This is a genomic window from Oribacterium sp. FC2011, from assembly GCF_000701645.1.
GTDB lineage: Bacteria > Bacillota > Clostridia > Lachnospirales > Lachnospiraceae > Oribacterium.
Window position 1 is genome coordinate 180,265 of sequence record NZ_JNJM01000001.1, and the last position, 24,133, is coordinate 204,397.

A 24,133-nucleotide genomic window follows, 5' to 3' on the forward strand; every position below is an offset into this window, starting at 1 on the left:
CCATATAAGAGGCTGTATATATACAGCCCCTTAGTAATTCTTCCCCGGATTGATTTTTATAATTTATTATTTATTGTCATAATAATTAGCTAACTTATCAATAAATTTAGTTCTTTCTTCATCGTCAAATCCTTTGAAGAATACCTTATCAATTGCTTCATGATCAAAGAAGAACTGAGTTCCCTCACCCATGGATCCTTCAGGATAAACTACGCCTATATAGTCATATTCTTTTCCTGTAGCCTTATCTCCCTGTTTAACACCAAAAACCATCACTTTCTTTTTTGCCTCTTTTAAAATAACAACTGAACCTATAGGCAGCAGCTCTCTTACATTGTTCTTCATAAATATAATCTCCTTTATTATATAAAATTATTAATATCTATTTTTAAGCGAATTGAGCTATACCCCATTCGCAAACGGTTTCTTTTAAATCCATGACATTATCACAGGTTTTGCTCAAAAAATTCTCTCCGGCTGACAAGACGGCATTCATTCCTGCTATAGGATCATCATGATAGTCAATAAAGATATCTACAACTGCATCCTTCCAATCAGTTTCAGCTCCATCCGTTGCAAAATTAACAATTCCGTTCAGACCGGTATCTATCACAATAATCGCACCTGCTGCTGCTGCGCCGATCACCCAACCAGGAGCAGTGACTCCGACAGCAATTGCAGCAGCGCCTATGGCTGAAGTGACTAATATATTCTCCGCTACTGCCAATCCGGCTTCGCCAATTGTCTCTTCAAGATATCTCAAAAAACCGTAACCTTCAATCTGCATTTCTTCGGCATTCTTAATTCCGCTTCCAACAATTGCGGTAAGCCAATTACAAACTGCTCCAGCGGATTTGCTTATATACGATTCGGAGGCATTCTTTATTACAAATTCTTCTATTAAGTCCTCTGTCGATGCCTCAATTACATCGTCTGCTGAATCCGCGACAAAATCGGCCACAGGACTACATAATGTCTTGACCCATCCAGGATTTGATTTTATCACGGGATAAACGCTGCCAACTATTCCCAAAAGATCAGTTGCCATTGTGCTTATATAATCTGAATCAAACTCGGATGCTCCTGTAGCCAGGCACCAGGTATTCATCACCATATCTGCTGCCTTTTCAAACGGGCCTACAGTTTTAAGCATTTCTATTAATGTTGATCTAACAAAATCATCTAATCCATTATAACCAATTAATCCATTTTCAGTACTGATATATTCATCTATTGCCTGTTGTAATATAGAGCCCCTCTTTATAAGCCTACTATAATTTGCATCTATATCTTCAATCAAAGATGATATCCTATAGTCAATATCATCCCTATTTTGAACTTCCCATCTGATGTTCCGTTTTACATTTCTTATTTCAAAACGTAATTTGTTAATCTTTACTGAAGAACTCCCTAGAATTTGCCTTGCATTTTCGGCATCTTTAATCCTGATTTTAAACTCGCTCATTTAACACCTGCTAAAACATTAAGATTAATATAATACTACGTAAACATAGATTTGCTTTATCTGTTTCCTTCATTTTATGTTTATATACTACTACGTAATCTTTTCTTCAGTGAAAAAGCTGATGAACAGCATATTTTTCTGACAAAAGGAACATTTCAGACTGATCTGACTGCATCCTCTTATGTTTCACTATTCTGTCAACTTCCACCCTTCAAGTTTCCATATTGCTTCTCCCATATTGAAAACCGACTTCAAAATAACCTGCTAAAATTATATCATCGCCATAATCCATTCACAATAAAAGAGGCAGACACAATTAAGTCTGCCCCTCAATACGCTCGGGAATGCCTTCATGAACTTTGGAGGCCCTTTTATAATAAATCTGAAGCTCGATGCCAAATCTGATCATCTGTATCATCATCGTGAGTTGATGGCAATTCTTTTGTTTTAGAAACTTCTACGGTCATCTTCTTTGCAGTCTCTTCTTTTCTGACTGGTACTTCTGCTCCTTTTCCATAATAATCCCCCTTTATAAATCTCCTGCATATTGCAGAAACTCATATTCCTCTTCCTGTTTTTCTACTCTCTTTTCTTCTATTTTTTCAGGCAGCGATCTGCCAAGCAATGAAAGAAACACCGCATTTAAAGTATTAAAAACCGCTCTCATATCCGGTCTGTCTTCGGGTTTCTTAGCAAGCATTTTCTGAATCATAACCTTGCAATAATCATTATTGATCTTTCCAACATCCAATGGATGGTCATCTAACACAGCTTCGTATGCGTACTGATACTCGTTATGATCAAAATCCGGCATTTCACCGGTGAGATATTGGTGGAACACAAGTCCTAATGCAAAAACATCCATTTTGCAGCTAAGATTCGATTCTATCTCTGCAATGTGAAGGAATCCTTCCGGTGACAGATATACCATGTCACCATTAAGTTCTTCACCCAATTTTGGACTGTTGTATTCAAAAAAACTGCAGTCGAAATCGATGATATATGGTCTTGGAATATACCTGTTGTTAATGATCAGTATATTATCCGGCTTGATATCCGAATGTATTATTCTCTTCTCATGAATCCTAGCCATTGAGTGTGCAACAGCACAACAAACCCGAAGCCTGTCCGTAAACATACATTCCTGCAAATCCGAAATCGACATTTGCCTGTCAACATATGCTTTTGTTGATATATAGTACTTTGATCCAACCCTGAAGAATTGTTCCACAACTGCAATGTGTCCATCATCAGCATCACGGATGGCAGAATACAGTTCTTCCTTCTCCTTAACAAATGAATTGCATATTCTGATCCTCTCTTGTTTTTTTTCTTCGGTAAACATGGCATCCTCTGAGGGATAGACCGGGGCCAAAAATTCTTTTATAAAATATTTCTTATTTGCCCGTAATCCAATCCCCCACTTGGAAAAACCACTATTGTCACAAGTCAAAGGTCCATCCAGATAATAATTATTAATGTTAATACAATCCATATTACTCTTCTCTTACAGCATACCGGTAATAATTAGGCTTATAGCTTTCCCAAAATGATATGCCTTTATCCGGTTCCGCAGCATTAAATCTCCGGACAATGTCTGATACTGCTTCATACCGGTTTCTAAAATATTCCTGAACCGAAACAAAGTCATCAAAGCCAAAAGCCGCAATCGCAATTGTCTGATCATCACCGGATCTCTTTGAAATTTCCTCGTTCAATGATTTTTGCCATATATCAACATTAGGCGCTTTAATCAAAGACTCCAAAAGCATAAGTTCAAATTCCATAGGTGATGAAACATACCCGAAACATCCATCAGAGGCAGCAATAACCATGCAAGGGTGCTTTATCGGAAACGTACGGGTATGAAGTATGAATTTTTCATCAGCAGAGAGTACATTTGTAAGAGCACCGTCTCTGGTCAGGTTACTCATTGCATCTTCGCCTTTGATATCATCTTCGCTGATTTGAGCCAGTCCATAATAATCCAAAATATATGTCCTTGAATCCCCTGCCCAAATATGTTCTGATTTCAGCCCTTCTTTATCAATACTAAAAGCAACTGCAGCGATTGTAGATGGGAAAGATCTGACCATCGTTCCCCTTAATTTTGAAACTTCTTCTCCCGAGTTCTTTTGACACACTGTAAGATTGGAAATGATATATTTCTTAAGCAAATCCGAATCCCATTTATATCCAAATGAAGCACATGCATCAAACCACATACGTACGGCATTTCCCACTGCTCTGGAAGCAAGATATGCCTCGGTTTTTCCGGAAATAGCAGAACATGTCTTTGAACCCAGTCCGCCACACCCATCAAAAGCGCCCATTATCCCTGCTTCCACTGTATATGCTTCAAAACCACAGTCCTCACCCCTGGTCAGAATTTTTTCATTACAGATCAGAAAGTGCGTTCCCAATAACTCCAGGAAATCCTTTGAACCTGCTGCAGTAAACAAATTATCATCCACGGTAATGCTACCTCTATAAAATCTTAAATTGTCTGGGATATAACAGAAATAATCTGGCCATACTCCGCATCCTTTAAGCCGTCACCTGCTTCGGAAGGATAATGAAGAACTTTGTCCCAATTGTCTGAAACCTGTTTCCAGCCCTGCATATCCGGTGCAAAAAGTACAAGACGCTTTGCTTCCTGATCCATATATCCGGGGTCTCCGGCATCTCCCCACCAGGAGGTCAACTCGCGTATATCGGAAGCCATTCCCTTCGGATAGTATTCAGAATCTTTTCCGAATCCAAGTTCATGTGCATCATCATCTGTCCACAAAACTATAACGTGGCGCTTTTTAGCATTTTCTGTATTCCATTTAGATCTTATCGCGTATGCCAATGCTTCCAATCCGTCCTCTGGATCATCTCCGCCTCCCTTGGCTACCAGACTGCCAACACATTTCTTCAATTTTTCGGCATCTTCCGGAAGTCTGAAGAAATCAGTTACAAGCATAGCATCCTCGTTGTCAGCCAAATAATCTCTGAATGCAATAATCCTGACTCTCAGTGTATCGATATGCTTTCCTTTCTGCTCCATACAGTTCTTAACGTCCTGATACAGATTCAAAGCGTTGTTTTGTACGATCTTTATAATATGATCCATACTTCCTGTTACGTCGATGCAGAAAACCATATCAACGTTGTACTTAATCTTGTAATTGCTTCCCATAATAAACCTCCATTTAAATCATTTTTTAGTTCATATATATTATAGATTTCCACCTCTATAAATCAGTCCTTCTGCTTCTTTGAATTTTTTTCTAAACTGATTATTCCTTCTGCGCATTTTTACAGCTGCTGCAATACATACAATCATTGCAATAGGTGAAACTATCGGATAAATACCACATGATATTTCTCCCAGATACTTTGTTTTCAGCATAAATATTTCAATGAATAAAACCACAGCCGGAGCCATGGTTCCTATAAGGCCCAGAATTGTTAATGTATACGATGCCAGATTATCTGTCTGCCTGGAAAGTTTCATAAGTCCAACAAGAGAACAAATAATTGCTGCTGTACCTAAAGCAATCAAAACATACAACTGCCAGGGGGCAAAGACAACAATTCCTTTACCCGTGTACTCATTAAATACGAAAGAGCCAAAACCATTTGCATCTTTAAGAAAATCAATTATGTTGAACGATTTATGAACCCCGTCTCTATTGGTGTAAGCCACAATAGTTGTAAATGCTGATAAAACAGCTATGATCAGACCCGTATATGCAACGATAGTCAATTTTCCGCCTTTTATTTTTTTACTCATAATCCCCCCCTATAGATTATTCATCTCCATCAGATTCATCTTTTCTGATAGAAATTAACTACGGTTTTTATTTACATTATTATTATGCACCATTGAATCTGTAGCCATTCCGTAATTTCTGTCATTAGTCTTATCCGGCGACTCAGGTTTTTTTACATTCTGTTTGTTACCGATATTATCGCCATCGGAAATGCTTTTTGCTTTTAATTCTGCAATTTCATGTTCTAATTTTTCCTGACGCTCATTAAGCTCAGAGAATTTTCTATTAATGACTTCTTCAAGCTCATCGATATCGGAATTCCTGCCATCTAAACGTTCCTCTGATCCGCTGATTTCAAAAGTCTGTTCAGGCGACTGGGAAGTGATTTTTTTTCTTAATCCATCAATATCCTCCTGCAGATCCTTTATCCTGTTCAGACCGGCAAAACATGATATGGAAACAATCAACGATATCAATGCCAGTATCATCGTTAACACAGGTAATGGACCGGTACTCCTATTATCTTTCATATTCTTTTTATCCAAATTATGCTCCACTTTTATATATTCTTTTTTCCTTGGACTTATTACATTTGTTTGAACCGGCTTGATTTTACTTGTTTCAATCGGCTTGATTCCATTTGTTTCAGTCGGTTTGATTCCTTTTATTTCAGTCGGCTTGATTCCATTTGTTTCAGTCGGCTTGGAATCACATAAATCCCAAAATCCATTTCCATTCACTAACGGAATTTGTTCCCGACCACAATGTGGGCACGCTGCTCCATTGTTAGTTATTTTTTTTCCGCACCACTTACAAAACATATACCGCCTCCACTATTTCTTTAAACCGCAAACAACACACCCCGTCATCTTCAAATCGTTACGAGTGCCGCATTCAGGGCAATTCCAAAAGGAATTTGCATTATTTTCAAAGGTCATATATACTTCACTGTCCGCACTGTCAATACCATGTATTTCGCCACTGCTATATCCCGATTCGGTGTTTTGATAGACCGTACCCGTATCATTTGAATATTCGCTAAAGTAGGCCAAATCTCCTTTAAATGCACTGGTTTGATTCTGTTCCGAATAACCGGCTTCGTACTCATAATCCGGATTTGGTTTTCTTGTTTTTAAAAAATCAAATAAGCCCATACCTTTACCCCTCATTACTCTATTCATCAGCCAAAACATAATCCGAAAGTAAACTTGAAATTTTTCAAGTATTCCTCCGGATTATTCTAGGATTGATTTGTTTTATGTTTGTCGATAAATACTGTCAATAGTCATAATAATAAAACTAAACCGACTCATTCACAGATTACTAACTCTACATTTTTCACTATTTACAGACTAAAACACACTTATAAATTATACATCTTGCCACATTATTTGTCACTATGTCGTAATAATATAGACTTTCTTTAGATATCTAATTTTCTAAAAAAATACATTTAAATAAACGCAAAAAAGCGGGGTGCACAATGCTCATGCACTGTACACCCCCACTTTGTCGAATCAATACTTCTTCAATTTCAAAATATCACACCTGCTCAAGTGCTTCCTCCAGCGCTCTTGAAAGCTGGTCTCCGCAGGAGGTTCCTTTTCCTCCGCAGTCTACACCTTTAAGGATTTCTGCAATCTCACTTGCAGGCTTGCCTTCGCAAAGACGGGAGATGGCTTTCAGGTTTCCGTTGCAGCCTCCCACAAAAGAAACATTTCTTACCTTCTTTTCATCATCCAGCTCGAAATCTATAAGTCTGCTGCAGGTTCCGCTTGTTTTGTACTGAAAATGTGTCACGATATATCTCCTTTTGGAACAGACTACTCATTTGTCCGTTCATTATTATTATAATGTTTTATCCATTCATTGGTCTCATTTCCGGAGCCAACATCCGGCTGAATTCATCAAAAAGTTATTGGATCAACCTTATTCTGCCTATCAACGGCAATTCATTTGGTACCTGATCGGCGGCCCAGATCACACCGAGAATAAAACATATCAATATAAAAATCGCCCATAACCATCCGACAAACGGGATCAGGCAAAACATTCTGAACACATGGAAAACCAAAGCCTGATTCATATAAAACTTTGCGCCTTCCCTGTCTCCGGCAAAATATGATACAAGGAATCCTATCCAGGTCATGTATGCAACGACACTTGTGGCCTTGATTGACATCTTCCCGTAATTTTCCGTGTTGTAATCATGATTCCTATTGTTAACAACCTCGCCGTTTACATTAGAACTGTACGAACCATTTACATTAGAACTGCCCGAACCGTTTACATTGGAACTGTACGAACCATTTACATTAGAACTGCCCGAACCGTTTACATTGGGACTGCCCGAACCATTTATATCGGAGCTGCCCTGACCGATTACATTGCCGCAATTTGGGCAAAATTTGACATTATCATCTATATACGCTCCGCATTTAGAACAAAACATAACATCCTCCTTCTAATCTATTAACTCACGGTATTCACCGTTTATATCTCAAAAATAAATATGACCGGCTGCTTAATTCTCAGCTCTTACGGCCTTCGAACTGAATTGTATTTTATAAGATATGATCGCGGAAACGATCATTAATATACTGATCCATTGTGATGTAGACAGTTCCGAAAGGTGTCCCCTTAAACTGTCATATCTCAGAAATTCAAGAAAGAATCTTACAACACCATATAAAAAAAGATACATCTCGATTGTACAGTTAAGATCCGTTCTGATCTGAACTGTAAAAATGATAAGAGCAATGATCATCAGTGCTGCAGCTTCAACCAGCTGAATAGGAAAAAGTTCTACCCCGGCAGGAGCATAAGAACCTTCAGGGAATACAACTGCTCCAACCCCATGATAGGGAATTCCGTAGCAGCACCCTGCCATAAAACAACCTATTCGCCCAAAGGCATGCATAAAAGGAATCAAAAAAATAAGCTTTCTGATATAGGTGCCTGCAGCAATCTTATGAGCTATGCCTGCAATGTAGGCAAAGAGAAAACCGCCGATAAAACCACCGTAAAATACAAATCCTCCGAGTATCAGTTCATTAAAATAATTAAAGTCCGATATCCTGCTCCAATCTATATATTCTCGCGACACAATGAGATACAGCGCCTTAGCACCTGTAAATGCCCCTAATAAACAATATGCCTCGAGAATAATGAAGTCATTAAAATCAAGCTTATTTCTTTTTATAATAATTACTGCAACAATATTGGCCAGAACAAGCCCCGCTGCAATACATAATCCGTATGATGGGATTTTCAAACCAAAGAAGTTTGTGTATAAATGCATTTTCTCCTTATTAAAAACCCCCGCACAAAGGCAGGGGTCTCTTTCTTATTACAATATATCCTTATGCGTAAGCCAGAGCTCCAACACATGCTGCACATGCTATATAGAAAATAAGGGATATAACTAATCCTATTATAGAGCAAACCATACCGGCTGTTGAAATACCGGCTTTTGCAGGATCTTTTCTTCCCAATGCACCAAGAATAATTCCAATGATTGCCAGAATAGTTGATAACCAGCCCATACCCGGAATTGGAATAAAATTAAAAATGATTGCAATAATACCTAATACCAATGATGCTACACCCATAAAAAATTATCCTCCTTTAGGTGATTTATAATATAAAAAAAATATTCAGAGACAATTTTAGTAGATTAAATAGAAATCATCAATATTTAAATCCATAAAAATTCTTAATAAATTTTTTTATAGCTGTCTAAGTTCACGCACTTAACCTTCTTTTTTCAACAACCCGGTTATCGTCTCTTCACTGAACTTTTCAAAATCCTCCACCGGAAGCGGCTTACAGAAATAGTATCCCTGCATTTCTGAACATCCATTTTCCTGAAGGAACTTTGCCTGAGATAAATCTTCTACACCTTCAGAGATAAGCTTCATGCCGAGGTCATTGACCATCTTTATCATATAGGAAACGATAATCCTTCCTTTTTCCGGGTCACCGTTTGCAGTAAGAAAACGGAAATCAAGTTTTATACGGTCAACAGGGATTTCCTTCAGCATACGAAGCGCTGAATATCCGCTACCGAAATCGTCCATTTCAACTTCAAAACCATATTCCCTTAATCGCCTTGATGCATCAATGATAAGAGCGGAGTCCTCTGCATAGGCAGTCTCGGTTATTTCTATATGAATCTGATCAGGAGTAAGACCGTAGGTTGTTATCAGCTCTTTAAAGTGATTTGGAATATCAACTTGTTCCTTTATATCACTTCTTGAGATGTTTACAGATACAGTTCTGTGGATTCCCTGCTGATTCCATCGCTTAAGATCCTGACACACCTTTTCCCATACAAAGCAGTCAAGATCGTAAACCAGCCCGGACTCTTCCAGAACAGGAATAAACTCCCCGGGGCTTATCCAGCCGAGCTTGGAATGATTCCATCGGCACAGAGCCTCTGCTCCTATGATTTTTCCGGTTTCAAAGTTAACCTGAGGCTGATACCATACCTGTATCTCACCGGAGCCGATTGCTAACGGAAGATTTCCGATGATGTCCGCAGATCTCATTCCCTTTTCCCACTGATCGGGATTATAGAAGCCATAGCTCTCTTTAAGGTTCTCTTTGACCTTTTTCTCAGCTACTCTCGCAAAATCAATCATATGATCAACATCGGGATTCCTGTAATCTTCAGGTGTAAGCACATAAATTCCGCTGCAGATTCTGACCTTATTATCATGATTTCTGTTTATAAAGAAATCTCTTATATGATTGATTACATCATTTTCATCTTTCTTAAGCTGCGTATTTCCACCTGCGTGTCTCAGAACAACAAAGTGGTCTCCTTCCATTCGACCTATAGCTTCATCATCTTCCATTACCTCCATGGATTTTTTAGCCCAGAAGGTCAGAAGCTCATCACCTGCTTCTTTACCGAAGCGGTCATTTATGTACTTGAAATCTCTTATATTGTTGTAGGAAAGAATATACTTAGTGTCAGGATTTTCCCTCAGAAGTTCCACAACCTTTTTTCTGAAACCATTGATGCTGAGCACTCCCGTAAGGGGATCATGATCGATAAGCTCACGCATTTTCTGTTCCTGCTGTAATTTAAAGGAACGATATTTCTGCTGTGTGATAATGAGTAATGATATAAACAGTAATAAACCAAGGAGCAGGACTACGCCATACTCATTGATATAATCAAAAAAGTCGTATTTATATAACTTACGGGAAGTATAGTCAAGTATTATTCCCTGTCTGACGGTATCCGGAAGTCCGTCAATTCCCTGATTAAGTCGTTTTATAATGTCGTAGCCCTCAGCAGTATTCCTCGTACCCACTCTGAAATCCATGGAGAATATGGTTGATGTCTGCGCAGAAAGGTCTTTGTAAGAAGGCTTCTGAAGAACGTAACTCCATACATAGGAATTGTGAAGAAGAGCATCAACTTCACCTTTACGAAGGGCTTTAACACAGTCATCTATCTTTTCATAGAGATTGATCTCCATTCCGGGATACATCTGGCTTATGGTTTCAGCCACACCACCCAGGGATTTAAGCATTCCCACCTTAATTTTATTTAAAGATGTAATATTTCGGTGATTTACTGTGACTATAGTGAAGGGGGTCTGCATCAGGTTGTCAGAAACTATGCTGCTCTGACCCGAAGAACTTTTTATGGCGCTGCCGAAGGGCATAAGAATGTCATACTCCTCATTGTCCAGGGCATCCTTAAGAGTCTTTTCCTTCATAACCCTGAACTCAACCTCGAATCCTGCTTTATCCGCTGCCGCCCTCATAAGATCAGCACCGATACCTATCACCTCTTTATTATCATCGAGATAGAATAACGGACATCGATCAACAGGTACACACACCGTTAGAACCTCTTTGTTAACTGTGGTCTGGTCTGCTAAAGCTCCAAAGGTAAAACAAAAGACAACAAAAAGACACGCAATTGAAGCCAGTATCAGATTATGGTTTCTATTCGTTCTCAAATCAGCATACCTTCCTTTTTCATTGCCCTATATATGAATTATCGACCTAAGATAATTTTATATAAATCATTTGCATCAGGAACAGCAAAAGGGCCGATATACTTACATTTGGAAAACAATTTTCCAGCAGCATATTCACATCCGCTCCACCGGGGACGGTTCTCGCCAGCGAGAACCGTCCCCGGTGGAATTCCCGATGGGATATAAAAAGGCGGCCGGGATAACCCGACCGCCTTCAAAAGTGTCAAACCACTTTATATTATTATAGTTTTATCCAACGTAATCTACAGCGCTATTTCCTGCGATCTGACCAAATACGATGATATCAGTTACAGCAGTTCCGCCAAGACGGTTTCCGCCGTGAACGCCTCCGGTAACCTCACCGGCTGCGAAAAGACCAGGGATAACTTCGCCTGACTTGTTGATAACTTCTGAATTAGTATTGATCTTAAGACCACCCATTGTGTGATGGATACCGGGAGTTACAAGGATTGCATAGTAAGGTGCTGTTGCAAGGTCGTTCTCATTAGAGAATGATGTACGTCCGAACTCTTCATCCTTCTTGTCAGCCCAGATCTTAGCCCAGCCTTCCATTGTCTCCTTGAATGCATCTGCAGGGATACCGATAGCCTCTGCAAGCTCCTCATAAGTCTCACCTGTATAGCCGTAACCGGAATCAAGGTAGCCCTTATATACCTTAGAACCATCGATCATCTTCTGATCAAGGATAAGCCATGCTGTACCGTTTGTCTGCTCGATCTCAGCTGCAGAAACCTTATCTCTTGTTGCAACTTCATCGTAGAAACGTTTTCCTTCGTTGTTTACAAGGATAGCACCGTCACCACGAACACCCTCTGTGATAAGGTGTGCATTGCCGCCCTCATCAATATGAACTGTAGGATGGATCTGGATCTGATCAAGATCAACTACGTCAGCATTAACATCTTCAGCCTGTGCCATCTTGATACCCTGGCCAAGAGCACCGTCAGCATTGGTTGAGCAGAAGCCCTTGAGATCAGGTTTAAGCTCTTCAACCATCTCCTGGTTTGCACCGAAACCACCGGTTGCAAGAACTACAGCCTTGGCATTTACAGTGATCTCATTTCCGGTCTCACCTTCTGCAACGACACCAACTGCCTTGCCGTCTTCCATGATGATCTTGTTAGCTGTTGTATTGTAGTAAACCTCGATACCGTCTCTCTCCTCAACGTTCTTTGTAAGAGCAGGTACGATGAATGCTCCGACTGAAAGTGTCTTGCCTTCTGCATCTACAGGTCTGTGGATACGCTTAACTGAAGCACCGCCGGCAGCACCAACAGATGAAAGCTCTGCGTTGTGCTCCTTAAGCCATGTGATAGCACCTGCTGAATTCTTTGTAAGTGTATCAACAAGCTCAGGATCGTTGATTCCGTGTCCGCCGATGATTGTATCGAGAGCCATAAGCTCAGGAGAATCGAAATATCCTTCAGGTGAAGCCTGGTAAGCATCCCACTGCTGCTGAACTGTTGCAGCAAGCTCTGTGATAGTCTTGTTATCAGCCCAATCCGTAGCAGCTGTCTTGAGAGTCTTCTCAACACCGTCACCCTCTGTAAACTCATTCTTGCTCTGGTATTCTGTGCCTGCAGCATTGAGGCCACCTGTTGAACGAACAGTGTTTCCACCGCCCATTACCTGTGACTCAAGGATAACTACCTTCTTACCTGCGTCAGCTGCTGTGATGGCTGCTGTCATACCTGCGCCACCCATACCAACTACAACTATATCTGTTTCGATGGTCATATCCTCTTGAGGCTCAACTGCTGCATCGATTTCTATTGAATCAAGGTCTTCAGGCTTAAGTCCTGCCTCTGCAAGAGCTGCTGTAGCTGCCTTAACGATAGCATCTGATGTGATGGTTGCACCGGAAACAGCATCAACCTGAATTGTGTTTCCTGCGATCATCTTCTCAGGGAAATCTGCGATAGGCTTTGATCCGATACCGTCTGTCTCTCCCGGACCTTCGATCTTAACGTCAGCGATCTTTCCGTCTTCAAGTGTCAATGTTACTGTTACAGGGTTGCTGTCACCGTGGATTCCAGGTGCTGATCCTGTAAATGTTCCTGAAACCGCTCCTCCCTCTGCTGCCGGAGCTTCTGTTGCTGCTTCTGTTGCAGCTGCAGTTGTTTCTGCCGGTGCTGCAGTTGTTGCAGTAGGTGTGTTTCCCGCACAACCTGCAAGTGCTGTTGCTGTCATGGCACCTGCCATAACCACTGAAGTAATCTTCCTACCCAGTTCTAGTTTTTTCATAATTTTTTACCTCTCAGTTCATTTTGACAATTTTGTCAATTAGATACGGTTTTCTGTGGCAATATTATCATCCGGCTATAGATAATGCAACGGGTTTTTGATATATTATTGACAACGTTATGTTTTTTTTATAAATGCAGGAGCAGATTAATGAATATCATAGAAAAAATGCATCAATTTAAGGATTCCTACACCTCGAATGAACAGAAACTCTATCAGATGATCATTAAAAATCCTGACCTCATACACACCTTCACCATCACACAGATAGCGGGTTTTGCCGACGTCTCTACTTCAGCCATGCTGAGATTTTGCAAACGACTGGGTTTTAACGGCTATAAGGATTTCAAATATGAAATGGATGCCTGGCTCCGTTCCGAAAGTGCACAGTCAGCTTCCGACAATCCTCTTCAAAAAATCGCAAGCTCCTTTTCCGATGCCATAATGTCTATACCGGAGGCATGTGGTGATGGACTAAACAAGCTTTCAACTGACATACTTTCATCTGATAAAGTTATGTGTTTTGGACGATACAGAAATAAGATAGTTTGCGATAAATTCCGGATGAATCTCACAGACCTTGGCATCCCCTGCCTTGTTGCCTCAGATCTTCTGAGCTATGAGCATTCCGAAAAGCTGGTAGATTCAGACACAACAGTTATCATTTTCAGCGTCTATCACGATATGAAAAGCTACCAGCGCATAATTGAGGAAATCTCTTCCATAACAGATAAGCTCTGGCTTGTAACCTGTAATATAGAAAGAACCAAACATACCCCTATTTCAAATATACTTCTCTTACCGAACATCTCCAACAATTACATGGCCGTTGACCAGCAGACAGTCATGATAGCATTCGTGGAAATGCTGACATATATTTTGAGGCAAAAATAAAAGAGCCAGATCTTAACGCCTGGCTCTCGACAACTTTGAAAAGTCAATTAAACTATGAAAATCCAATAATTTTCCACGCTCTATTGCATGGGGTTTGATTCTCTCCAAAAGATAATCTCTGCAATATTGGTATCATTGTATTTTAAATGGCTCATATTCAGGAAAGCCGATAATGACATGTTTGTTTATGAAAAAATTTTTCCTTTTGGAGTGTAAAGCATGGCAAATTTAAGAGAAACAATAGAATATGCCGTCAGTTATTTAAACTTCAATTGTTGGATTGCCATCCTGACCATTGTGTTTTTACTGATCCAGCTGAAGTCTGATCATACAATACAAAAAACCATAAAAAGCGGAATCATCTTATGCTCAATTGAGATCATTATCTTATCGATCATAACCAACGTTGTACATTGTGTTTATGGTCAGGGACATAAACAGTTTCTTGAATGGTGTTATACTTTGATCTATTTGGGCGTGATGATCATGCCATTCCTTTTTATAAAGTGCACTAAGGTCAGGTTTTTCAATTCCACCAAGGGCAGGCTCGTTGGCTTACTGGCTGTTATCTATGCTGTGGAAATGTTCCTGAATTTAATATATCCGGTATATTTCAGCGTAACCCCTGAAGGTGAATATATAGAAGGACCTCTCTGGTGGTTACGCCCTATTCTGTGCCTGATCATCTATTCACCAACAATCCTTTCCATAATCGTAGGTAAATACCGTACAACAAGAACCGAACGTCTCACTGCGCAGCAGCTTCTGGCTTTGATCATTACCGGTGTGATATTTTATGATTTTTCCTATCAGGGCGAGATCATACCTATATTGATGGCTATAGGTCTTAACTTTACTTACTACATGTTCCTGAACCTCGACCTGAAACGTGATCCGGTTACAGGTTTGCCAAACCGTACAGCCTATAAAAACTTTGCCCTTGAAAACTCAGGCAAGGAAGATATGGTGGTCGCAAGCATAGACCTCAATAATCTGAAGGTTGTAAACGACAGTTTCGGTCACGACAGCGGAGACCAGTATCTCAGGGCCAATGCCTGCACCATAGCTGATGCACTGGAACCTTATGGACGATTATACCGAACCGGCGGTGATGAGTTTGTATTTCTTGGACAAGACTTAACAAAATGCAAATCCATTTTGGAAGAACTTCAAAAGCGCAAGGATACCGATGAAAAATACGGCAAATTTAATATGTCTTTTGCTTACGGTATAATCACAAAAAATGCTTCGGAGGATGTATTCGATGCCGTTAACCGTGCGGATGTCCTGATGTATGAAAACAAAACCGCGATAAAAGGGATAGAAAACGTAAGAAATCCAGTATGAACCGGTAACAACTCAGCCGGGTATAGACAGACCTGAGCCAATTGACTCCGGCTTACCTATACCCGGCTGAGTTTTACTTGCAAATCCAATCCGCCGGATTCGACCGGCGGCCCATTTTTTTTATGAAATAGTTTTATCCCGTTTAATATGGAATCTGCATCCACGGACCAACGGGAACCTGGGGTCCCGGGGATATAGTTCCCTGGTCAACTGTTGTTTCAGGAACAGTGACAGAAGTATCTCCTCTTGAAGGACCGAACTCATAGGCATTTTCATTTCCTGCAGAACCTGCGGGAACGTCATTGCCTTCTGAATCTGCATTATATCCTTCATTTATCTCTACCGCAGCTTCTATCGGATCTTCACCGAAAGACTGTTCCGGTAATGTTTCCATCTCAGCCCAGTCACCTGTAATGAGGTTTCCGTTTACATCATACATTTCGGGAACCGTCTCCGGCTCAAAGCCTTCAACAGATTCATGAGTCTCATACTGGATGTCAAGGTTACTGATAGATACCTTGCCATCATCTTTCTTTAATTCAGGAGCTTTGTACGTACCCTTTACGGCACCGACACCCTTCATAAGATCTTCAACAGATGCCTCCTTATAGCGTTCAGCCAGACTCTTATCAATCTGTATCTCTGAGGCTCTTTTTTCAACAGCAGCGGTATCCTTCCTATGTGATGCTATAATGGAATTTCTTGCCTCTACGGTACGTATCGCCTGATACCTTCCTGTTGATATAGAAAGATTGGATGCCATGTTATGTTCTGTGAGGTCAGCTGTGTTTATCAGATAATAACTGCTGCCGGTTCCGTTGCTGTCCGAATTGGTAGTCACATTGGTCATTCCTGAAATTTCATTGAGACTTTCTTTTATCTCATCTACAAGCAGCCCGGTTCTTTCAGGTTCCGATCCCGAGACATTGAGAAGGATACATGCTGTCGATGTATTTTTCCCGTTCCCGGATATTTTATCTTTGGTCGCTTCTTTCCCTGCTGTATCACCTTTGCCCGTTCCTGATGTCGCATTGTTTTTTGAATCAGCAAAAAGCCCCTGCTCCTCCATAACCTCGACTGTCTTTTTGAGCGCCTGCCCCAGAGTATTACCTATAAGATGTTTTGTTTCCAGTTCTTTTTCCAAGGTGATGGCTTCGTCGTTTACCGAATAAACCTTTATAACTCGGTTAAAACGGTTTAATGAGAACTCCAGTGATGGATTTACATCCACAGACACATAGGAAACCGCAAATGCCGCGTTGTAGGTATACCAGACCACAAAGGTCAGAACCACCACCATAAATGCTGCTGCCACGAGACGTTTCAATATCTCTGCCGCAATCGGTCCGGCTCCTGTACCGCGGGTGGTCCCGACAATATCGATGGTATCCCCCGCCTGTAACTCATTCTGTTTTATTCTGATAATGTCACCGTTCTTCTTGAGAACCGCCGCCTTACCGTTTTTAACTTCCAGAACTACTGCTTTCATGTATCATCACTTCCTGTTTTCTATGTCATTTAAACATTTCATTCATATATCCAATCCGTATTTTCCCGAAACAGATTTATAGTATTATCGGTTATTTCCTGATAACTTTACTGATATATGAAAAATATTCTCCAAGCTCCGGAAACTCTCCGTTCAGTATCTCCGCCGCCGCAATGATATATTTCCTGTGTTTCTCGATAATCTTCCTTGGCGCTCCACTGTATTTTACAAGCTCCTTCATTGGAAGCTCGAGATTTGATCTCATCATGGAAAAGAAGGCTGGATTTTCAACCAGTACTGCCACCGAATCGGCGACAGCCCCCTTAGCCTTGGCTCCCTTCGGAGAACAGGCAGCAAGCTCAAAAAAAGAAAAGCCATAGGGCTCCAGCAGCGCCTGAACCTTTTCTATCTCATTCTTTATCAACTTTTCATTTTCTTTTGTTTCAATGTTTTCGTCCGTCATAATTCCCGTGTGACTTGCAGGTCACGCCCCCGTATGTTCAGATTCATTAACAAAACTACTACAAGTATACAATATATACCCGTCAACTGAAATACATTACAATACTTTCAATATGTAACGAGTTAACGCATGTGTAATCGATAATAAATTACTATTAAAATTTTGAGAAAAAAAGCCCGCGGCAGATCATTATCCGCCGCGGGTGAATACAATAGTATTCTTTTTCATTAATCATTATTCAGCCACTTCCAACAGTGTAATGTCGAAATTCAGCGCTTTTCCCGCAAGTCTATGGTTACCGTCGAATGTAACAGTCTCTGGAGTCTTCTCTTTTACTGTAACCGGGAAACGCATTCCCATTTCGTTCATGAGCATTACATCCTGTCCGATCTCAAGGCTCTCAGCTCCGGGAATTTCCGAAACATTTATGGTGACTAACTTCTTTTCGTTGTACTCGCCGTATGCATCTGCAGGCTCGATGTGAATGCTTCTGCTTTCTCCAACTTCCATATCCACTACTGCCATGTCAAATCCAGGGATCATCATGCCGACACCGGCAATAAAAGATAATGGCTGGTTGCGGTCATAAGATGAATCAAACTTGCTTCCGTCGTCAAGGGTTCCTGTGTAGTGAACGCTTACTGACTTACCGGCATTCTTACCCTCGTAAATGATGCTCATTTCACGACTGCCGCCGCAGCATCCGCCGCCACATCCACCGCAATCGCCTTCACAATCATCTCCACAGTCACAGCCTTCTTCATCGTGGTGTCCACAGCCGCAGCCACTTGCTTCTTCACTCTCTTCATTATGATCATGATGTCCGCAATGATGACCTTCACCGTGATGGTGATCTTCTCCATGATGGTCACAGTTTACACCCTGGGAAACCAGATTTCCTGCAAGGTACTCCTCAACAGCTTCATCTGTATTTCCGGCTGCTCCCGAAATAACCTTGATTCCCATTTCTGCAAGGGCTGCCTGTGCACCGCCGCCGAGTCCACCGCAGATTAATGTATCAACCTCTGCATCCTTCAGTACACCGGCAAGAGCCTCATGTCCTGCTGTGCCGGATCCAAGAATTTCACTTGAAACAACCTTTCCATCCTCTACCGTATAGAGCTTAAACTCTTTGGTCTTTCCAAAATGCTGGAACACCTGACCATTTTCATAAGTTACTGCTATCTTCATTGATTACCTCTTTTTCTGATTCTAAATAATTTTCCGATGGACCATGGGGAAGTTAATAATGGTCCATTTTTCCAAAATGTATCATTATTAACTTCCCTATGGTCCACAGGCTGAACTATTGCATTCAAACAACCTTTAAAGTATAAATTATATATCAAATAATTGAAAGCAGAATCTGATACAGCATCATTACTTCAGAAATTAAATAAAAAATGGTAACAGTTCTGCTGGGAGGATGAATTGCTGTGAAATGGCACAGAAAATGAGACCTTACAGAGGAGAATACGTTATGCACCTGATCAATAAAAATATTTCTGTTTTGCTGCTTCTGATGTCCTTGACGGTGTTTCAGACCGGATGTGAACAAATCAATACACCGGTCATAGAGAAAACAGTTGAGGAACCCGCACAGGAGTCTACATCGGAGGTTCAATCCGAAGCCGCACAGAAATCTGTATCAGAGACCGAAACCGAAGTCACACAGGAGTCTGTATCGGAGACCGAAGCAGCAACCGGAAGTGAATATGATTCCGCAATCATAAGTTATCTCGGACCCGAGGGAACCTATACTCAGGAAGCCTGCGGTGTATTTTTTGAAAAAGAAGGAACTTACACCCCGTATAAAACAGTTTCCGATGCGGTAGAAGCATTGATCAATGGGAAAAGTAACTATGCGGTTATTCCTCAGGAAAACACCATCGGCGGAGCCGTAACAGACTACGTTGACATCGTTATCAATCAGAAAATAGTTTCCGTTGTCGGCGAGGTGGAATTACCCATCAATCAAAATCTCCTGGTTATGCCCGGGGCAGAAGTCGGAAATATAGAAAAGGTTTACTCTCACAAACAGGGAATCGCTCAGGGGAAGAACTGGCTTAAGGAAAATCTCCCGGATGCCGAGATAATCGAGGTTTCCAGCACTGCCGAGGGCGCAAGACTTGTTGCAGAAGAAGGTAATGCCGCAAATGCTGCCATCGCTTCTGCCGCCTGTGCTGAGGTATACGGACTTGATGTCCTGGCAGCAGGTATACAGAATAATGACAGCAATAAAACAAGGTTCTATGTTCTTTCAAAGGAAGACCCCTCCACTGAGGAAAATGACAGAGCAGCATTTATAGCTTCCGGAAAAGCAGAGTATCTTCCGGGACTCATGTCTGATCTTGAAAAGGCAGGCGCAAAGCTCGTCACCATCCATGACAGACCGAAAAAAACAGAGCTTGGAGAATATGATTATCTTATTGAATGCTCAGACTTAAGTTATGAGGATTATGAAAAGCTGACAGGAAACCATCCCTTTGAATTCAGGTTTCTCGGGGAGTTTCAGGTGAAATAATGTCGGATTAAATCCCACAAATTCATTTACATCTATGAACAGAAAGGACGTTAACCTCCCCGGTCAACGTCCTCTACATTATATGTCTCTTTACAGCACCACATCTAAAACATGATATTATTCTATCCCTCAACCTTCCATTCTGTCATCTGCCTGGTCTCAGAGCTGAAGTTCACCCCAATCTTATACAGCTTTCGGCTGTCCGCAGCGTAGGGGTCAGCATAATGCATATCTTCGATCTGCTTAAGTGCCGCATCCGCACTCTCGTCACGCTTAAACTCAAAAATATAGATAAACTGCTTTGTTCTTAGGATACAGTCGATCCTTCCTGTATATGTATGCTGCTCACATTCAACATACTGCCCGAGGAGAGTAAAGGTGATATAAAACACGGACTGAAAATCATGCTCAAACGGGTCCGCTTTTGTTGTATAAGGAATTCCGGCAAACAGAGCCTTAAACACCTTACGTATACCTTCAACCTCACCATCCTCGGCATATTTAACCAATGTAAGTATATCGTTTCCGGTTGTTGCTCCTACATTCCCGGCATAAACAGGAAATAAGCTCTTTAAAAGCCCATACTTAACTTCCTCGTTAGGAAATCCCAGGATGTATGCTGATTTTCGGGCATCATACTCTGTGACAGTCAGATACCCCGTCTGATACAGCAGAGGAATTATATCCAGATTATCATCCCGGTAATCCATTAACTCACTCTTTGTTGCAAATATGGAATTATCTGTAAAACGTCTCGGGTCAAACTGTAACTTCTTTAACCTTTCTACAAGAAACGTGGGGGTTCCAGTCTCAAACCAGTATGCGCCAAATTCTCTGTCCGCATATGCACAGAGCAGGCTGAAGGGGTTATATAATCCCTCTCCCTTTTGATGGAAATGATAACCATCATACTCTTTCTTGAGTTTTATAAGACACTCACTGCGGCTCATATCCTGCTCTTCGGCCAGTGCATCAATCTCCGGCATAAAGGTATCTGTCATTTCCTGCTCTGTGATACCGCAGATTTCCGCATAGTCCATGCTCATGGATATATCCCGAAGCTGGTTAAGATCACTGAAAATGCTCACCTTGCTGAACTTAGTGACTCCGGTGATAAAGATAAAACGTATATAGGCATCCTCGCTTTTCAGGGAACTGAAGAAGCCCTTAAACACAGCTTTGTTGTTTTCCACCAATTCCCTATTCTCCATGGTTTCAAGCAGTGGTTTATCATACTCATCCACCAGTACCACACAGCGTTTCCCGGTCTGTTCTGAAGCTGCCCTAAGCAGTTGTCCAAATCTCGTTCCAAGAGGTGCATCTTCAGTTGTTTTTCCATACTGTTTTTCCCACTCTTCAATATTTACTTTCAAGACAGAATTCAGTGCCCCATTTTCCTGATAGTTCGCCCTATTGAAATCAAAATAAAACACCGGGTAGGTCTGCCATGCATTTGGATCTTCCTGCTCCAGTCTCTCTATGGCAAGTCCACGGAACAGTTCCTTCTTCCCCTCCCAGTAAGCCCTCAATGTAGATAACAGCAAACTCTTACCAAATCGTCTCGGCCGGCTTAGAAAATAGGGCACATCCGTATGAACCAGCTTATAAATATACTCTGTCTTATCCACATAGATGTTCTGATTCTCAATTATTTTTTCGAAGCTCTGAATCCCTACAGGCAGCTTTCTCTCTTCCATAGTATTGCCCCCATTCAATCTACTATCTCTGTTCTCATGCATATAAACATTATTATCCGCTGATTCCGGATCATCCCGACCTATGCTTACCTGTCAAATATATAAATAGCGAAAAGCTACGATATAAACGGTAAACTCTTTTGTCTAAACCTGTTTATATCGTAGCATATGTAAGAGTCTCTGGCACCAATGTTTTGGAAAAGGATTAAATCATAAAATAATATCTCTTTTTAAAATAAGAGGTTGTAGGTGAGGGGTTCTTTTGTTATTAGTTTTTTTTCGAGATTTTTTGTAAAAAAATTCTGGCTCCGCCAAAGGGAGCCAGAATTTGAAAAAGTTATTCTTTTGTTTAGCTTTTCTCATACCTTGCCGAACGTAACCTGTAAATAGGAAGTAACAAGAGATAGAATGAAGCAAATATTGCTGTTGAAGGTGCACCTACTGTGGCCAAAGGAACAGCTCCGGCTATTGACCATGGAATTAATGGTGCGATAACGACTGCTGTATCTTCCAGATCAACAGCGAGTTTATCCTTTTCTTTATATAGTCCGCTGCAAAGCTGATTACAGAGAAGGATTGTAAGGGTCTGGTTGCATGCAATTATAGCTGAACCAATTGAGGCACAGATCACGCCCATTGTTGCCGAAGTACCAAAGGACGTTCCGGTAAGAACCGAGAGCCCGCTATTAAGAAGGAAAGTCATAAGAAGAAAAATGGATGGTCTTATAAGGGTTGAGGCCTTAGAGACAATAAAAGGAATGGTTCCTGAAGCCCTCCAGAGTGCAGTCATCACACCTATAAGGATAAAAGTGATCAATATATTACTAACGGTTTTGATCCCATTGATAGCCATGGATATTAGAGACTTCCAGGAAAATCCTTTATGTCTTCCGTAAAGCATGAACAGAATAAGCCCTGCCAAAAGAGCACAGATTATTGAAATATTCAGCGATATACAAAGCAAAAGACTTATGCAGAATAGTCCTAGCACTATATATTCCATAAGGTCACATCTCCATCAGTTTGAGTTATTCCCAAGGCTTAATGACATTGAAAGTTAAATATATGGTAAAATATACATTATTTCTGTTCATATTGGTAGAGGTTCCAATCAGCCATTAGATTATCTGTTTACTTACGATAATGACGGTTATCTTTCCAGGATCACGCAGCTTCACTATGATGATAATTTCAGCGGATTCATGGATATGATCTATGAGACTATTGGCTGAAAACAATATGATAAACCAATGATAAAAGCCTTACGAAGATGAATGACTCTTCGTAAGGCTTTTGATATTTATTAGTCTTATCAATAATACGATTATTATCTTCCTAAAGCTGCCTGACCGCCGTCCATTGTGACGAGTGAACCGGTGATATGGCTTGAAATATCTGATGCAAGGAACAGAGCGAGATCTGCAACTTCTTCAGGTTTTGCATAGCGCTTATCAGGATATGCGGCAGCAAAGATCTTCATAGCTTCTTCCTTCGATACATTCTCACCAAGTGCCTGCTTTTCAAGCTTTGTCATCATAGGGGTGTCGATAGGTCCGGGTCCTATGCAGTTAATATGGATTCCCATTTCGGCAACTTCAAGAGCCGCGCACTTTGATATACCGAAAACGGCATGCTTAGAAGAAACATATGCTGACATAGTGGCAGCACCTGTAATAGATCCTTGTGAAGAGATATTAACAATAGCGCCGTGCTTCTGCTTCTTCATCTGCTGAAGGGCATATTTCATTCCAAACAGAGATCCGAATACATTTATGTTGTATACAGCCATCATGTTGTCTACTGTCTGCTCATCTACAGGGATGCTCTTTCCTTCGTATCCGGCATTATTTACCTGGACATCAAGAGAACCAAAATGTTCTACGGTCTTTTCAACCATATCCTTTATCTGATCTTCTTTTGAAACATCAACAACAAATGTGAGAAGATGATCCGGAGCAATGTCGAGTGTTGGAACCAGTTTGTCGAGCTTCTCCTGCTTTGTAGAAGAAATTGCAAGTTTGCAACCCTCTGCAGCAAAAGCTCTTACCAAAGATTCACCTACGCCGCCTGTTGAACCGGTTATCATGACTACCTTATCTTTTAATTTAAGATCCATTATTCGTTTCTCCTTTCAAACGTTTCTTTTAGTAGTTAGTTTAGCATAACCATACACAATGTACAATTTAGATTCTTTTGGTGTTGATTTAATTATGGTTTGGGTTACAT

At 40.8% G+C, this 24,133-nt stretch carries 23 protein-coding genes; 3 read left to right on the plus strand and 20 right to left on the minus strand.

The features are described from left to right. Positions 1-66: 66 nt before the first annotated feature. The 14 genes from T357_RS0100755 to T357_RS0100825 form a co-directional block, all read right to left on the minus strand. Positions 67-345 carry a DUF4176 domain-containing protein gene (locus T357_RS0100755; RefSeq protein WP_031547622.1) on the minus strand — a complete coding sequence of 93 codons (279 nt, stop codon included), beginning with the start codon at positions 343-345 and terminating at the stop codon, positions 67-69. A 43-nt stretch (positions 346-388) separates the two neighbouring features. Further along, positions 389-1,465, minus strand: a complete 1,077-nt coding sequence (locus T357_RS0100760) for a hypothetical protein (protein WP_031547624.1) — start codon at positions 1,463-1,465, stop codon at positions 389-391. A 529-nt stretch (positions 1,466-1,994) separates the two neighbouring features. Next, positions 1,995-2,960, minus strand: a complete 966-nt coding sequence (locus tag T357_RS0100765; RefSeq protein WP_031547626.1) for a protein kinase domain-containing protein — start codon at positions 2,958-2,960, stop codon at positions 1,995-1,997. A 1-nt stretch (position 2,961) separates the two neighbouring features. Next, a complete protein-coding gene (locus T357_RS0100770; RefSeq protein ID WP_031547628.1) occupies positions 2,962-3,939 on the minus strand; it encodes a hypothetical protein in 978 nt (325 codons plus the stop codon). A gap of 23 nt (positions 3,940-3,962) precedes the next feature. Beyond that, the gene (locus tag T357_RS0100775) at positions 3,963-4,649 is read right to left on the minus strand and encodes a vWA domain-containing protein (RefSeq protein ID WP_031547630.1); all 687 of its coding nucleotides are present in this window, start codon (positions 4,647-4,649) and stop codon (positions 3,963-3,965) included. A 39-nt stretch (positions 4,650-4,688) separates the two neighbouring features. Beyond that, complete coding sequence (locus tag T357_RS0100780; RefSeq protein ID WP_031547631.1) at positions 4,689-5,246, minus strand: hypothetical protein; 558 nt, start codon at positions 5,244-5,246, stop codon at positions 4,689-4,691. Between the two features lie 54 nt (positions 5,247-5,300). Further along, positions 5,301-6,047: a coiled-coil domain-containing protein gene (locus tag T357_RS18870; protein ID WP_044915719.1), complete on the minus strand. Its 747-nt coding sequence runs from the start codon at positions 6,045-6,047 to the stop codon at positions 5,301-5,303. Positions 6,048-6,059: 12 nt separating this feature from the next. Further along, positions 6,060-6,380 (minus strand): zinc finger Ran-binding domain-containing protein, encoded by a 321-nt coding sequence (locus T357_RS0100790; protein WP_155991172.1) that lies wholly within the window; start codon positions 6,378-6,380, stop codon positions 6,060-6,062. Positions 6,381-6,768: 388 nt separating this feature from the next. Beyond that, on the minus strand, positions 6,769-7,026 hold the full coding sequence (locus tag T357_RS0100795) for a TIGR03905 family TSCPD domain-containing protein (protein WP_031547635.1): 258 nt from the start codon (positions 7,024-7,026) through the stop codon (positions 6,769-6,771). 115 nt (positions 7,027-7,141) lie between these two features. Beyond that, positions 7,142-7,678, minus strand: a complete 537-nt coding sequence (locus T357_RS19790) for a zinc ribbon domain-containing protein (protein ID WP_049962179.1) — start codon at positions 7,676-7,678, stop codon at positions 7,142-7,144. A gap of 72 nt (positions 7,679-7,750) precedes the next feature. Beyond that, positions 7,751-8,527 carry a prolipoprotein diacylglyceryl transferase gene (locus T357_RS0100810; RefSeq protein ID WP_031547637.1) on the minus strand — a complete coding sequence of 259 codons (777 nt, stop codon included), beginning with the start codon at positions 8,525-8,527 and terminating at the stop codon, positions 7,751-7,753. A 61-nt stretch (positions 8,528-8,588) separates the two neighbouring features. Then, entirely contained in the window at positions 8,589-8,837 is a 249-nt protein-coding gene (locus tag T357_RS0100815; RefSeq protein WP_031547639.1) for a hypothetical protein, read from the minus strand. Positions 8,838-8,978: 141 nt separating this feature from the next. After that, a complete protein-coding gene (locus T357_RS0100820; RefSeq protein ID WP_044915722.1) occupies positions 8,979-11,207 on the minus strand; it encodes an EAL domain-containing protein in 2,229 nt (742 codons plus the stop codon). Positions 11,208-11,477: 270 nt separating this feature from the next. After that, positions 11,478-13,493 carry a flavocytochrome c gene (locus tag T357_RS0100825; protein WP_044915725.1) on the minus strand — a complete coding sequence of 672 codons (2,016 nt, stop codon included), beginning with the start codon at positions 13,491-13,493 and terminating at the stop codon, positions 11,478-11,480. 150 nt (positions 13,494-13,643) lie between these two features. On the opposite strand from T357_RS0100825, the gene T357_RS0100830 reads away from it, so the two are divergent. Together T357_RS0100830 and T357_RS0100835 are read left to right on the plus strand one after the other, a co-directional pair. Continuing rightward, positions 13,644-14,387 carry a MurR/RpiR family transcriptional regulator gene (locus T357_RS0100830; RefSeq protein WP_031547645.1) on the plus strand — a complete coding sequence of 248 codons (744 nt, stop codon included), beginning with the start codon at positions 13,644-13,646 and terminating at the stop codon, positions 14,385-14,387. Positions 14,388-14,606: 219 nt separating this feature from the next. Beyond that, positions 14,607-15,734, plus strand: a complete 1,128-nt coding sequence (locus T357_RS0100835) for a GGDEF domain-containing protein (protein WP_031547647.1) — start codon at positions 14,607-14,609, stop codon at positions 15,732-15,734. A 142-nt stretch (positions 15,735-15,876) separates the two neighbouring features. On the opposite strand, the gene T357_RS0100840 is transcribed toward T357_RS0100835, so the two are convergent. The 3 genes from T357_RS0100840 to T357_RS0100850 all read right to left on the minus strand — a co-directional run bounded on the left by T357_RS0100840 (position 15,877) and on the right by T357_RS0100850 (position 18,877). Further along, complete coding sequence (locus tag T357_RS0100840) at positions 15,877-17,223, minus strand: anti-sigma-I factor RsgI family protein (RefSeq protein ID WP_031547649.1); 1,347 nt, start codon at positions 17,221-17,223, stop codon at positions 15,877-15,879. Between the two features lie 91 nt (positions 17,224-17,314). Further along, a complete protein-coding gene (locus tag T357_RS0100845; protein ID WP_049962180.1) occupies positions 17,315-17,686 on the minus strand; it encodes a hypothetical protein in 372 nt (123 codons plus the stop codon). Between the two features lie 234 nt (positions 17,687-17,920). Continuing rightward, on the minus strand, positions 17,921-18,877 hold the full coding sequence (locus T357_RS0100850) for an FKBP-type peptidyl-prolyl cis-trans isomerase (RefSeq protein ID WP_031547653.1): 957 nt from the start codon (positions 18,875-18,877) through the stop codon (positions 17,921-17,923). Positions 18,878-19,127: 250 nt separating this feature from the next. On the opposite strand from T357_RS0100850, the gene T357_RS0100855 reads away from it, so the two are divergent. Further along, complete coding sequence (locus T357_RS0100855; RefSeq protein WP_031547655.1) at positions 19,128-20,210, plus strand: prephenate dehydratase; 1,083 nt, start codon at positions 19,128-19,130, stop codon at positions 20,208-20,210. Positions 20,211-20,332: 122 nt separating this feature from the next. Here the strand turns inward: T357_RS0100855 and T357_RS0100860 are convergent, their stop codons facing one another. From T357_RS0100860 to T357_RS0100870, 3 genes are all read right to left on the minus strand, one after another. After that, positions 20,333-21,907 carry an ATP-binding protein gene (locus tag T357_RS0100860; RefSeq protein WP_031547658.1) on the minus strand — a complete coding sequence of 525 codons (1,575 nt, stop codon included), beginning with the start codon at positions 21,905-21,907 and terminating at the stop codon, positions 20,333-20,335. A 349-nt stretch (positions 21,908-22,256) separates the two neighbouring features. Next, positions 22,257-22,910: a Na+/H+ antiporter NhaC family protein gene (locus T357_RS19795; RefSeq protein ID WP_031547660.1), complete on the minus strand. Its 654-nt coding sequence runs from the start codon at positions 22,908-22,910 to the stop codon at positions 22,257-22,259. A 324-nt stretch (positions 22,911-23,234) separates the two neighbouring features. After that, entirely contained in the window at positions 23,235-24,023 is a 789-nt protein-coding gene (locus T357_RS0100870; protein WP_031547662.1) for an SDR family NAD(P)-dependent oxidoreductase, read from the minus strand. Positions 24,024-24,133: the final 110 nt, after the last annotated feature.

What these genes read in the sequence shown, in the direction of transcription:
- T357_RS19790 (WP_049962179.1), bottom strand. Translation starts at nt 7,678, where the DNA reads ATGTTTTGTTCTAAATGCGGAGCGTATATAGATGATAATGTCAAATTT.
- T357_RS0100765 (WP_031547626.1), bottom strand. Translation starts at nt 2,960, where the DNA reads ATGGATTGTATTAACATTAATAATTATTATCTGGATGGACCTTTGACT.
- T357_RS0100810 (WP_031547637.1), bottom strand. Translation starts at nt 8,527, where the DNA reads ATGCATTTATACACAAACTTCTTTGGTTTGAAAATCCCATCATACGGA.
- T357_RS0100760 (WP_031547624.1), bottom strand. Translation starts at nt 1,465, where the DNA reads ATGAGCGAGTTTAAAATCAGGATTAAAGATGCCGAAAATGCAAGGCAA.
- T357_RS0100755 (WP_031547622.1), bottom strand. Translation starts at nt 345, where the DNA reads ATGAAGAACAATGTAAGAGAGCTGCTGCCTATAGGTTCAGTTGTTATT.
- T357_RS0100775 (WP_031547630.1), bottom strand. Translation starts at nt 4,649, where the DNA reads ATGGGAAGCAATTACAAGATTAAGTACAACGTTGATATGGTTTTCTGC.
- T357_RS0100815 (WP_031547639.1), bottom strand. Translation starts at nt 8,837, where the DNA reads ATGGGTGTAGCATCATTGGTATTAGGTATTATTGCAATCATTTTTAAT.
- T357_RS0100790 (WP_155991172.1), bottom strand. Translation starts at nt 6,380, where the DNA reads ATGGGCTTATTTGATTTTTTAAAAACAAGAAAACCAAATCCGGATTAT.
- T357_RS0100840 (WP_031547649.1), bottom strand. Translation starts at nt 17,223, where the DNA reads ATGAAAGCAGTAGTTCTGGAAGTTAAAAACGGTAAGGCGGCGGTTCTC.
- T357_RS0100830 (WP_031547645.1), top strand. Translation starts at nt 13,644, where the DNA reads ATGAATATCATAGAAAAAATGCATCAATTTAAGGATTCCTACACCTCG.
- T357_RS0100850 (WP_031547653.1), bottom strand. Translation starts at nt 18,877, where the DNA reads ATGAAGATAGCAGTAACTTATGAAAATGGTCAGGTGTTCCAGCATTTT.
- T357_RS0100825 (WP_044915725.1), bottom strand. Translation starts at nt 13,493, where the DNA reads ATGAAAAAACTAGAACTGGGTAGGAAGATTACTTCAGTGGTTATGGCA.
- T357_RS0100870 (WP_031547662.1), bottom strand. Translation starts at nt 24,023, where the DNA reads ATGGATCTTAAATTAAAAGATAAGGTAGTCATGATAACCGGTTCAACA.
- T357_RS19795 (WP_031547660.1), bottom strand. Translation starts at nt 22,910, where the DNA reads ATGGAATATATAGTGCTAGGACTATTCTGCATAAGTCTTTTGCTTTGT.
- T357_RS0100855 (WP_031547655.1), top strand. Translation starts at nt 19,128, where the DNA reads ATGGCACAGAAAATGAGACCTTACAGAGGAGAATACGTTATGCACCTG.
- T357_RS18870 (WP_044915719.1), bottom strand. Translation starts at nt 6,047, where the DNA reads ATGTTTTGTAAGTGGTGCGGAAAAAAAATAACTAACAATGGAGCAGCG.
- T357_RS0100835 (WP_031547647.1), top strand. Translation starts at nt 14,607, where the DNA reads ATGGCAAATTTAAGAGAAACAATAGAATATGCCGTCAGTTATTTAAAC.
- T357_RS0100860 (WP_031547658.1), bottom strand. Translation starts at nt 21,907, where the DNA reads ATGGAAGAGAGAAAGCTGCCTGTAGGGATTCAGAGCTTCGAAAAAATA.
- T357_RS0100845 (WP_049962180.1), bottom strand. Translation starts at nt 17,686, where the DNA reads ATGACGGACGAAAACATTGAAACAAAAGAAAATGAAAAGTTGATAAAG.
- T357_RS0100780 (WP_031547631.1), bottom strand. Translation starts at nt 5,246, where the DNA reads ATGAGTAAAAAAATAAAAGGCGGAAAATTGACTATCGTTGCATATACG.